The sequence below is a fragment of the Christiangramia pacifica genome (assembly GCF_057221535.1).
This window is the reverse complement of the sequence record NZ_CM170146.1, coordinates 1,098,189-1,110,584: the sequence shown is the minus strand read 5'-3', so window position 1 is coordinate 1,110,584 and position 12,396 is coordinate 1,098,189. Positions and strand designations below refer to the sequence as shown.

Genomic DNA, 12,396 nt, shown 5'->3' with positions numbered 1-12,396 from the left:
TCCGTAACTTTAATAAATACAGAACCAATAAATTTTTATTTATGTATTTATATATTGAAATGTGGAACGTTACCACTAAATGGATGAAACTGGGTCATGATGAACGTAGAAAACTGATGGATGACATGCATGCGCGCATCAAGAACATGAAAGCAAGCGGAGTAGAAAACCTTGGTTGGGCAAAAAATGATGAACATACACCTTATAGAAGTGATTACAGGTACATGACCGTTTGGAAAATGCCTTCAGTAGAAGAAGTAAAAGTACTGGAAAGTAACCTGGACAAGGTTGGCTGGTACGAGTATTTCTCTCAGGCTAACTCAAGAGGAGAACTGATTTCACAAACAGATGCAATAGACTTTCTTGTAAATATTGAAGAAACATCAACCTCGATGTTATAACAAATAAAAAAAGCCGGATCTGAGATCCGGCTTTTTTCTTGGGGCAATTCATCTTTAAAGTTTGATAAACTTCTTAACGAATTCCTTCTGGCCATCACTAAATCTTACGATGTAAGTACCACTAGTAAGTTTAGCAACATTGATCACCTGATTATTAAGTTTTCCGCTGGCTACTTCATAACCAACTGAATTGAAAATCTTATAATCGAGCTTTCTTCCATCAGGAATATTTACATTCAAACGATTACCACTAACCACAGGGTTTGGATACAAGCTGGCATTGAAAATGTTCGGCTCATTCCCCATCGGTATAGCATCAGTTTTGAAGGTTTGAGCAATAGCCACGCTAGACTGCCCAATATTTACAGTATAATCCTCAACTTCTCCATAAGAGAACGCTTCACACGCTGTTTGTGCTGAATTATATTTCATGGAAACTCTCATTCTGGTTGGTCCCGCACTTGCAGTTGTTGGCACAGTGAAAGATGCAGATAATGTACCACTGCTTGAAGATGAACCGCTTACCACAAGTTCTGAAGCTTCAAAATTTCCATCTTTATCATAATCTATCCAGATCTTCCAGTATTCCGTATAAGAAGAACTTGCAAAACCTGTGCTGATATAGATCGTATTTGATCCATACGGCAGGCTTGCACTCAACGAAGTAAAGTCGGCATAACCACCGTTGTTTCCGGTTACATTATTCAGTTCATTTAAACGTACCAGGTCTATCCACTCATAATTTGAGTTGTTCCCTCTGGAACTGCAATATGAAACTGAAGTACTCTGCGTTGTCACAGAAATAGTATTGGACTTGGCTGAAACGTTATCAGCATCATCTCTGGCTTCTACATAGAAGCTATAAGAAGTCGCTGCGGAAAGTCCGTTTACGGTATAGCTTGTTGAACTAGTAGAAGTATAATAACTTCCATTTCTATAAATATCATAAGCGGCAACTCCTACGTTATCTGAAGATGCATTCCATGAAAGAGAGGTTGAGGTTTGCGTAGTTCCGCTAGCTGAAAGATTTGCCGGTGCAGAAGGTGCTTCCGTATCTGGAGCTCCGTCTCCAATATTTACCGTATAATCCTCTGTTTCTCCGTAAGAGAATGCTTCACAAGAAGTTGGAATTCCATTGTATTTCATGGAAACCCTCATTCGTGTAGCGCCACTAGCTGCTGAAGTAGGAATAGTGAAAGAACCTGAAACCGGAGTGGTTTTTGAAGCAGCTTTGCTCCACACCAATTCTCCTGCATCACCAAAATCACCATTCTGATTATAATCTATCCAAACTGCATAACCTTCGCTATAAACCGTTCCCGTCCAGGTTGGTGTTACCGTGATAGTAGCGGTACTTCCTTTGGAAAGATCTGTTGAAATAGAAGTGAAATCTGTATATCCGTTGGAACCTGAAGAAGTATTATCAATACCTTCTAACTGTACTCTCCCGATATATTCATCAGCAACGCTATTACCTTTAGAAGAACAGTAACTCATATCGCCGTAAGGAGCACCTACTCCAACCGCATAAAAAGCGTTGGTGGTAGCGATTACTTCAGGAGATCCCTCTCCATAAAGGTCTGTAGCTGCCTGGATACTATAAGTTCTGGCATTGGCAAAAGTAGAATTTGCTGAAAGGTATACACTTTCTAATCTGTAAGCGATCTGCGCAGCTTTCTCAATACTTATTCCATTTACGTCATAAGAATCACCAAGATCATTAGTTCCGGATTTTCCAACTGAAAGAATATAGAACCAATGGTTTAAGACACCACTGTTGGTATGAACACCACAATAGTCATTTTGATCTGTTGGCGTGCAGTTTGGATTTTTCCAGTAAGTGCCACCATAAGTATCTGGCTGACCTTCAGCTTTTGGATTACTCATAGAACGTAAAGATTGGCTTCCAGATCTTCTTTCAATATCTTCCCCGATCAACCAGGTAGATTTGTTAGGAGCAGCAAAATATTCCACACAGGCACCCCAGATATCTGAAAATCCTTCGTTCATCGCGCCAGACTCCTTTTGGTAGGCAAGATTTGCAGTGTTTGTACAAACAGCGTGACCAATCTCGTGAGCGGCGACATCTAAAGAAGTAAGAATATCAAAATAAGTACCGCTACCGTCACCATAGGTCATTACGCTACCATTCCAGTAAGCATTATCGTAAGCATTATCATAATGCACATAACTTCTAATCGCAGCTCCCTGGTTGTCAAAACTATTTCGATTGTGGGCGTTCATGAAGTAATCGTAAGTTTTTTCCGCACCCCAATGAGCATCCAACGCACCATTATCTTTTGCAGCATTATCATATTCTGCGGCAGTCCAGTTATTATCATTATCAGTAAAATTCACAGCATTGCTATAATTGGTACCAGTATTCATATCATAGGTTCTGATACCGTTTCCTCGAGTAACATCATTTAAGATATACGATGAACCGCTTAAAGAGGTCTGGATGTTTTTAGAACCACTATACCTTGTGGCGGCAGTTCCTGTAGCAAACATCGTATTTTCAAATGTAGATTTTTTAGATGCTGAAGATCCTTTTTTATTTGCATGACTGAATTTACCGATGTGCTTAATGGTTGCATCATAAAGTAATGCCTGACCATTCTTGGCATCTATGTACAGATTACCTCTACTTACAGGATCTGTTGCATAGATATCAAATTTGTATGCCAGCCGAACTTCTTCTTTAAAGCTCTTTTCATTTACCGCTTCAAATTTCATGGTTGGCAACAATACCAGCTCACCTTGCGGTTTTTCATAACCTATTTTAGCAGCACTTTCTGGATCCTGCCATAAATAAGATTTCGCTCCGATATGCTTTACGGCTTTCTGAAAAGCAACGCGCTCTGAAATAGTAGATTTTATGTCTACATCCTCGATCTTATAATATTCACCGCTCATAGACTGGAGATCTCCGCCTTCCGAGTGAATAGTATAAGTCGCAAATTCAACCTTTATTCCGTCATAGAATAATTGATACTTGTCATGGGTAAAGCCCTGATTATCTCTTTCAGTTTTGATCTTTCTAAATTTTGAACGATCATTTAATTGAAGTTGCTCTTTAAAGAGTTTTTTGTACTCACTGGCTTTAGAATTTGACTTTTCTTTAAATACGATAAGGGTAGGTTTCCCTTTTTCGTCGTTAAATTTTTGTTTTACATCCTTGTCCGAATCCTGGGCCTGGGCCTGGAAGGCGCCTAAAGAAAGGCCTGCGAACAACAATGAATTAAAGAGTAATTTTTTCCTCAATGTGGTAGGGTTTTATTTGGTTATTAATAAACCCGAAAGTAGGAAATTATTACTAAATTAAAGTTAATTTATGTATTTTAACGATTAAATTGTGTCTTTTGTCTATAGGGTTTTGTTCGTTTAACTGAAAATATTAGGAAAATGAGAAACATCTTCTATGGCCTATTTGGTTTTAGAGGGATCATTAAATGCACATAAAGAGGATGAAATTCAATTTTTTCAATAAAAAAAACCGGATCTATAATCCGGCTTTTTTACATCTAGAAATCTTATTACAATTGCATTTCGGGAATATCGCCCTCTATGATCAATTTTCCTTCTGTAGCGTTTTTAATTTCCTCTACGCTAACCCCCGGAGCCCTTTCAAGAAGCTTAAAACCATTCTTAGTTACCTCCAGAACTGCCAGGTTGGTTACAATTTTCGTAACACAACCAACACCGGTAAGCGGGAGAGAGCATCTCTTCAGCAGTTTTGAATCTCCAGCCTTATTGGTATGCATCATAGCAACAATAATATTTTCTGCAGAAGCAACAAGATCCATTGCTCCACCCATACCTTTAACCATTTTACCGGGAATCTTCCAGTTGGCTATATCTCCATTTTCGGCTACTTCCATTGCGCCAAGAATAGTTAGATCTACATGCTGACCTCTGATCATTCCAAAGCTTATCGCTGAATCAAAGAAGCTAGCTCCAGGCAACGCCGTGATCGTTTGTTTACCGGCATTAATAAGATCGGCATCCTCTTCCCCTTCAAAAGGAAAGGGACCCATTCCCAGGATTCCGTTTTCACTTTGAAATTCAACCTGGATATCATCCCTAACAAAATTGGCTACTAGTGTAGGAATTCCAATCCCCAGATTTACATAATATCCATCCTTTACTTCTTTAGCGATTCTTTGCGCTATTCCGTTTTTATCTAATGCCATGTTTATGCTTTTTGTCTTACGGTGCGTTGTTCAATTCTTTTCTCATAATCTTTCCCTTGGAATATTCTCTGAACAAATATTCCCGGAATATGAATCTGGTTAGGATCAAGTTCTCCCGGCTCCACCAGCTCCTCAACCTCAGCTACGGTTATGGTTGCAGAACCACACATCGTTGGATTGAAATTTCTTGCCGTACCTTTAAAAATCAGGTTCCCTGCTTTATCGCCTTTCCAGGCTTTTACAAAAGCAAAATCGGCTTTAAAAGCTTCTTCCAAAACATACATTTTACCGTCGAACTCTCTGGTTTCCTTTCCCTGAGCAACCTCGGTTCCATAACCTGCAGGTGTATAAATTGCCGGAAAGCCCTGCTGGGCAGCCTGGCATCTGGCAGCTAATGTTCCTTGCGGAATCAATTCCACTTCCAGTTCACCGCTAAGCATTTGCTTTTCAAAAATGGCGTTTTCTCCCACATAAGAAGAAACCATTTTATCTATCTGTTTTTTATGAAGTAATTGCCCGAGTCCAAAATCGTCTACCCCGGCGTTATTTGAGATACAGGTAAGATTTTTGACATTCATACGAACCAATTCTGAGATCGCATTTTCAGGAATTCCGCATAGACCGAAACCTCCTAACATAAATGTCATTCCGTCTTTAACGCCTTTTACCGCGTCCTGTACATTATCAACCGTTTTTATGATCATTTTTTGAGAATTTTACCCGAAAATACGAAAATAAAAATGTGGTCGCAACGAATACAGAGCGCGAATTGAATTATATGAAAAATTAAGGGTTGTTCTTTGCCGAATATCTAAAAATCGAGCTCGTCAGGAACAGAATTATCAGCATTCTGATCTGCTTTATAAGTGTTGCAATTCACCTCAATGCTTAGATTTTCCGGTTTTTCAAATGCTTCCTTAGAAATCTTTAAGTCTTCATTTTTGTAAACATCCTTCATATACATTCCCCAGATAGGTAAAGCCATCGTGGCACCCTGACCGTAAGTAATCGTAGGAAAATGTACCGCCCTATCTTCTGCTCCAACCCAAACCCCTGTGGCCAGATTAGGAACCATACCAATGAACCAACCATCACTCTGGTTCTGTGTTGTACCGGTCTTACCTGCGATAGGATTCTTAAAATCATAAGGATATCCAGTCACCGCCCTTTTATAATCAATTCTTTCTCCAGCCCAGGTTCCTCTAAGTCTTACTCCAGATCCAGACTGCGTAACTCCTTCAAGAAGGTTTGTAGTTACATAGGCAGCTTCTTTGCTTAGTACATCTCTGGTTTCTGGAACGTGCTGATACAAAACAGTTCCATTCTTATCTTCAATTCTATTCACTACGACAGGTTTTACATAAACTCCCTGGTTGGCAAACGTACTGAAGGCAGACACCATTTCGAATAAACTTAGATCTGCTACCCCGAGTGCAATTGATGGCACTTTAGGAATGTTAGATACATCTACACCTAATTTTTCAGCTAAATCTATAACTGGTCCCGGACCTGTTTTATCAATTAGCCTTGCAGTAACGGTATTGACAGATTGCGCCAGTGCATTCTTCAGCGTGATCATTCCATCATAATCGCTATTTCCAGCATTCTTTGGAGACCAGTCGTTCTGGTTACCGTGTTTACCAGCTTCAATGGTGAACCTTGATCTTGGTAAAGTATCGCATGGAGAAAACTTCAACTGATCGATAGCTGTTGCGTAAACAAAAGGTTTGAACGTGGATCCAACCTGTCTTTTCCCTTGCTTTACGTGATCATACTTAAAATGTTTAAAATTGGTTCCACCAACCCAGGCTCTTACTTCACCCGTTTGAGGTACCATAGACATCATTCCTGCCTGAAGGAACGATTTATAATATAAAATAGAATCTCGGGGTGTCATTACCGTATCTATAGTTCCATTCCAACTAAAAACACGCATTTCTGCATCTTCGGTAAATGATTTCCTGATCTCCTCTTCAGACTTTCCATTGGCTTTCATCTTTCTCCAACGTTCAGAACGTTTCATGGCACTTTCTACAATGCTTTCAACCTCACTTTTGTCGATATCGCGGAAAGGAGCGGTTGAATTACTTTCATTCTGTCTGTCGAATTCCTTTTGCAAATGAGATATGTGTCTGGAAACAGCCTCTTCAGCATATTCCTGCATTTTGGAATCGATACTGGTATAAATTTTTAATCCGTCGCGATAAAGACTATACTCACTTCCATCTGGCTTTGGGTTTTCCTTGATCCAATCTCCCATAAACTTCTGAAGGTACGCACGAAAATATGTTGCCATTCCTTCATCGTGACCTTCGGGAGTGAATTCTATTTTCATCGGAGTTTTCTGAAGAGAATCCATTTCCTGTTCAGAAATAAATCCGTTTCTATTCATCTGCTGAAGCACCTGATTTCTTCTGGAAAGTACCAGTTCCGGTCTTCTCATAGGATTATATAAAGCGGAATTTTTCAGCATTCCTACAAGAACGGCAGACTCCTCGATCTTCAGTTCTCTTGGCTCTTTGTCAAAATAGATCTTTGAAGCAGATCGTATACCAACAGCCTGGTAAACAAAATCGTATTTATTAAAATACATGGTGATGATTTCCTCCTTGGTATATTGCCTTTCCAGGCGGGTTGCAATCACCCATTCCTTGACTTTTTGAAATACCCTTTCAAAATCATTTTGGGCAACATCTGCAGTAAATAATTGCTTGGCCAACTGCTGAGTAATCGTACTTGCTCCTCCTCTTTGACCTAAATATACTGCTGCTCTAACCGTACCTTTAGCATCTATCCCCGCATGCTGATAGAAACGTTCATCTTCAGTGGCAACTAAAGCCTGAACAAGATGATCTGGCAGATCCTCGTATTTAATAGGAGTTCTGTTCTCGCTGTAATATTTTCCCAGAGTTTCTCCATCAGCTGAAAATATCTCTGTAGCCAGGTTTGTTTCAGGATTTTCTAATTCTTCAAAGGTTGGCATTTTTCCGAATGCTCCCCATCCTGCCAAAAGGAAAATGAAGATTCCAACCAGGATACCTACTCCAAAAAGGGTCCAGAATCCAACAATATACTTGCGATTACTTTGAGTAGATTTTTTAGTTTTTTTTGGTGTGCGGGCCATTTATTTTGCAAAAATTAATTGTCTCTTTTTTCTATGCGGAATCCTACATCGGTGATCCCTTCTAATTCCTTAATTCCGTCAACCTCTCCGTTCTTTCGCATTGCTTGTTGAATGCTTACAGTATATTTTCCGGATTCATCAAATCTTACATTCTCTTTGTACCAAAGCTTATTTTCCTTCACATCTCCGAAGCCTGTTCCCAGCCATTCTCCATTTGGCTTCGTCATTTCATATTCCAGTGTATCACTGATCACTTTTCCCTGCGGAAACTTAATTTCAGTGATCAAAAAAAGGTTGCTATACTGGTAATCGTTGTTATTTCTAACATTTATAAAAAGATCATAAACCTTGGTAGAGTCAATGTTATTCAATTCAAAATTTACCAGCGAGTCCTTATGCCAGCCTCGCAAAGATTTATATTCATCATAAACCCTGTTACGGTCACAGGATGAAATTAATATGATCGTAAAAATCAAAAAAGAAACAGATAAAGCACTACGCATTTTTAGACTTTGAAGTATTCCCTTTATGTTTTTTCCTTTTTTTGTTCTTGTTGTTTCTGCGCTTACGGTGTTGTTGCTTCGGTTTATCAAATCTCGTTAAACTATCCTCACCAATTCCGTTGCTAAAACTTTTCTTGTCATTAGCCTCCAATTGCAGATCTAATGCATACTCTTCGAGACTCCCAACAGATTCATCTTTTTTGTTCTTAGCGATGATCTTATTTGCCTGTTCTGGCGTTAAAGTATGCCAGTTCATCCACTCTCCTTCATAAGCATACCACAGAAGACCTTTGAAAATGTCAATTTTTTGACAAACGGCAGTCCCCTTTTTCGTCTTTAACTTAACGTCAGTTTTCGGAAAAGATTTTAATGCTTCCAGATAAGTATCTAATTCGTAGTTCAAACAGCATTTAAGCTTACCGCATTGACCCGCCAGTTTCTGCGGATTAAGTGATAACTGTTGATATCTGGCCGCGGAAGTACTTACAGATCTAAAATCAGTAAGCCAGGTGGAACAACAAAGTTCACGACCACAGGAACCAATTCCGCCTAAACGGGCAGCTTCCTGCCTTAGTCCGATTTGCTTCATTTCAATACGAGTATTGAATTCACGAGCAAATTCTTTAATTAACTGCCTGAAATCTACACGATCTTCAGCGGTGTAATAAAATGTACATTTTGAGCCATCACCCTGAAATTCTATGTCGCTGATCTTCATGCTCAGTTTGAGCCTGATGGCGATCTGCCTGGAGCGCTGTTTTATCTTTTCCTCGCGATCCCGGGCTTCCTGCCAGACGTCAATATCTTTTTGAGATGCTTTTCGGTATATTTTTAAAACTTCTCCGGAATTAGGATCTTCTTTCTTCTTTTTCATCTGAACCCTCACCAGCTCACCGGTAAGACTTACGATTCCGACATCGTGACCCGGGCTGGCTTCAGTAGCCACCACATCACCAATGCTTAAACTAAGATTTTCAGTATTCTTGAAGAAATGTTTACGCCCGTTCTTAAAACGGACCTCAACAAAATCGAAAGGTTCCACCCCTCCCGGAAGAGACATATTTGAAAGCCAGTCAAATACCGTAAGCTTGTTACAGCCATCGGTTCCACAGGTTCCATTGTTCTTACATCCTTTCGGCTGACCGTCTTTACCGGTCGAGCAACTTGTGCAAGCCATATATTATATATATTGAGGAAGCCGCTTTTGTGCATGTAATCCATCATTCTGTCCAGCCCTTAAGGCAATATCGCAGAATCTCCTTCATCTTCACGGGCCTTATTTCAGCCAGATGCACATTTTAAAGCACCTCCTTGAGGTTCATAAAAAATTTTCAACAGTAAATATACCAATATTAATTGGCACCACCATTTTAGAAAAAACCTATTGCTTGAAACGTAAAACCTCAGATCTTCCTTTTTTAAAGATCTTATTGCTTGCTCCTTTTCCTTTGCGAAGTGCTTTTTGTTCTTCATAAGGCAATGCTGCAATTTCTTTACAGTCATCTGAACAGCAATTGTTCATTTTTTCAGCACATTCCTCGCACTGAATAAATAGCAGGTGACAAGCCTCGTTAGCGCAATTCACGTGCGTATCGCAAGGTTTTCCACATTGATGACAACTGGCGATCACATCTTCTGAAATTCTTTCGGCACGTCTATGGTCAAAAACGAAATTCTTACCGATGAATTTATTTTCCAGATTCTTTGTTTGCACCTGTCTCGTATATTCAATGATTCCGCCTTCGAGCTGATAGACGTTTTTGAATCCGCGATGCTTGTAATAGGCACTGGCTTTCTCACAACGAATTCCACCTGTACAATACATCACCAGGTTTTTATCCTCCTTATGCTCCTTAAGATCTTCTTCAATAATTGGCAGGGAATCTCGAAAAGTATCAACATCTGGAGTAACAGCGCCCTGAAAATGACCAATTTCACTCTCGTAATGATTTCTCATATCTACCAGAACTGTATTTGGATCGCTGATCAATTCGTTGAATTTTTCCGCATCCACATGAATTCCTTTATTGGTCACATCAAATGTTTCATCATTCAAACCGTCTGCAACGATCTTGTTTCGAACCTTAACTTTGAGTTTCAGGAAAGATTTGATGTCATGTTCTATGGCGATATTCAATCGAACGTTTTCCAGGAAATAGATCTCGTCAAGAAATTTCTTGAATTCATTAAATCTTTTTGCAGGAACAGAAAGTTGGGCATTAATACCTTCGTGAGCTACATAGATTCGTCCAAGAACCTCCATCTGGTCCCAGGCAATAAATAAGTGATTCCTAAATAATTCGGGATTTCCGATCTTTGCATAAGCATAGAAAGAGAGCGTTAGCCTGTCTTCTCCGGCTTCTTCTAAAAGAGCTTCTCTTTCTTTAGCGCTCAATTTATTGTACAGTTGCATGCTATACTAATATTTTAAGTGTTAAAGAAAATTTTTGCAAAGATACATTTTTCACTGAATCGGCCATATAAGGGAACCTGTTTAAAAGTTGTCCAAATTTTTGGAATTATTCCATAAATCATCCTTAAGTTTTATTGTATTGCAACAAAACTTATCTTATTTTAGCAGACCTTAATTTCACAATTATAAAATACATTCATGAGCAACGATAAAGAAAAAGACGCGAAACTAAAGGCACTAAAACTGACCCTTGACAAAATGGACAAAACCTATGGTAAGGGTACGGTTATGAAAATGAGCGACCAGGCTGTAGCAGATGTAGACGCGATATCTACAGGTTCTTTAGGTCTTGATCTTGCCTTAGGTGTTGGAGGATATCCAAGAGGTAGAGTAATTGAAATCTATGGTCCGGAATCTTCGGGTAAAACCACTCTTACACTACATGCTATCGCTGAAGCTCAGAAAAAGGGTGGAATTGCTGCTTTTATTGATGCGGAACATGCCTTTGACAGGTTTTATGCCGAAAAGCTGGATGTAGATATTGATAATCTTATCATTTCACAGCCTGATAATGGAGAGCAGGCGCTTGAAATTACAGATAACCTGATACGTTCCGGAGCAATTGACATTATAGTTATTGACTCGGTAGCTGCGCTTACTCCAAAGAGCGAAATTGAAGGAGAAATGGGAGACTCTAAAATGGGACTTCATGCAAGATTGATGTCTCAGGCTTTAAGAAAACTTACTTCTTCCATAAGCAAAACTAACTGTACAGTGATCTTCATTAACCAGTTAAGAGAGAAAATTGGGGTAATGTTCGGGAATCCTGAAACAACCACCGGTGGTAATGCCCTTAAATTTTATGCTTCCGTTAGGCTAGATATTAGAAGATCTACTCAAATCAAAGACAGCTCTAATAACGTAATGGGTAACAAAACCCGCGTAAAGGTTGTTAAGAATAAGGTTGCACCTCCTTTCAAAACTGCCGAATTCGATATTATGTACGGTGAAGGTGTTTCTAAGATCGGAGAGATCATCGATATTGGAGTAGATTACGAGATCGTAAAGAAAAGCGGTTCATGGTTCAGTTATGAAGACACAAAACTTGGTCAGGGTCGTGATGCGGTAAAAATACTGCTGAAAGATAATCCAGACCTCATGGAAGAGCTCGAAGAAAAGATCAAGAATGCGATCAAGATCGCTAAAGAATAATAAAAGTCCCCGAAAGGGGATTTTTTTTGCTATACACGCAACCCTTTTAACAATTCTGCATCTATATGAAAAAGCAGAAATAGTATGAAAAGATTGTTTGTATTAGCCCTAAGCATTATCCTAAGCTCCTGCTCTTTAGGTGATGACGCTCCTAATACGTTTTATGAATTAGCAGAGATCGTAGACAACGATCTTCCGGACAAATTCGTTTATGGTGAAACTTATGATGTTCAGGTTGATTATCTATTGCCTACAGAATGTAATTTGTTTCAGGCACTTGATGCCAGAAGAGGAGGAAATAGTCCCGAAGACAGAAGGGATATTTATATTTCAATTGTAACTTCGGTCGTTTCTGAAGATGGATGTGACAGAGAAACTCCTGGAGGTGCAGGCTCAAGTAAATTTTCAATTACCATTGATCAAACTGAACCTTATACCTTTTATTTTTGGACCGGTGTATCTGGAAATAACCCGGTCTATAACGAAGTAACCATTCCTGTAGTTCAAACAGAAACACCAACTGAAACCTAAACTATAACTAACAAATATA

General features: G+C 39.3%; 10 protein-coding genes. 3 read left to right on the top strand and 7 right to left on the bottom strand.

Annotated features, from left to right (window positions below; genetic code table 11):
- Positions 1 to 41 precede the first annotated feature (41 nt).
- Positions 42 to 401 carry a DUF6616 family protein gene (locus tag AC2S94_RS05190; protein WP_484630449.1) on the top strand — a complete coding sequence of 120 codons (360 nt, stop codon included), beginning with the start codon at positions 42 to 44 and terminating at the stop codon, positions 399 to 401.
- Positions 402 to 455: 54 nt separating this feature from the next.
- Here AC2S94_RS05190 and AC2S94_RS05185 read toward each other — a convergent pair whose 3' ends face one another.
- The 7 genes from AC2S94_RS05185 to trhO form a co-directional block, all read right to left on the bottom strand.
- Positions 456 to 3,665 (bottom strand): M4 family metallopeptidase, encoded by a 3,210-nt coding sequence (locus AC2S94_RS05185; protein ID WP_484630448.1) that lies wholly within the window; start codon positions 3,663 to 3,665, stop codon positions 456 to 458.
- Positions 3,666 to 3,937: 272 nt separating this feature from the next.
- Positions 3,938 to 4,594 (bottom strand): CoA transferase subunit B, encoded by a 657-nt coding sequence (locus AC2S94_RS05180; RefSeq protein ID WP_484630447.1) that lies wholly within the window; start codon positions 4,592 to 4,594, stop codon positions 3,938 to 3,940.
- 2 nt (positions 4,595 to 4,596) lie between these two features.
- Positions 4,597 to 5,298, bottom strand: coding sequence for a CoA transferase subunit A (locus AC2S94_RS05175; RefSeq protein ID WP_484630446.1), 702 nt, complete (start codon positions 5,296 to 5,298; stop codon positions 4,597 to 4,599).
- Between the two features lie 107 nt (positions 5,299 to 5,405).
- A complete protein-coding gene (locus AC2S94_RS05170) occupies positions 5,406 to 7,718 on the bottom strand; it encodes a penicillin-binding protein 1A (protein WP_484630445.1) in 2,313 nt (770 codons plus the stop codon).
- Positions 7,719 to 7,732: 14 nt separating this feature from the next.
- On the bottom strand, positions 7,733 to 8,221 hold the full coding sequence (locus AC2S94_RS05165) for a gliding motility lipoprotein GldH (RefSeq protein ID WP_484630444.1): 489 nt from the start codon (positions 8,219 to 8,221) through the stop codon (positions 7,733 to 7,735).
- On the bottom strand, positions 8,214 to 9,398 hold the full coding sequence (locus AC2S94_RS05160) for a PSP1 domain-containing protein (protein WP_484630443.1): 1,185 nt from the start codon (positions 9,396 to 9,398) through the stop codon (positions 8,214 to 8,216). Before AC2S94_RS05160 ends, AC2S94_RS05165 begins: the two co-directional genes overlap by 8 nt.
- A gap of 204 nt (positions 9,399 to 9,602) precedes the next feature.
- Entirely contained in the window at positions 9,603 to 10,634 is a 1,032-nt protein-coding gene (trhO, locus tag AC2S94_RS05155; protein WP_484630442.1) for an oxygen-dependent tRNA uridine(34) hydroxylase TrhO, read from the bottom strand.
- Positions 10,635 to 10,832: 198 nt separating this feature from the next.
- Here trhO and recA point away from each other — a divergent pair, with 198 nt between their 5' ends.
- A complete protein-coding gene (recA, locus tag AC2S94_RS05150; RefSeq protein ID WP_309562282.1) occupies positions 10,833 to 11,846 on the top strand; it encodes a recombinase RecA in 1,014 nt (337 codons plus the stop codon).
- An 84-nt stretch (positions 11,847 to 11,930) separates the two neighbouring features.
- The gene (locus AC2S94_RS05145; RefSeq protein ID WP_484630441.1) at positions 11,931 to 12,377 is read left to right on the top strand and encodes a hypothetical protein; all 447 of its coding nucleotides are present in this window, start codon (positions 11,931 to 11,933) and stop codon (positions 12,375 to 12,377) included.
- Positions 12,378 to 12,396: the final 19 nt, after the last annotated feature.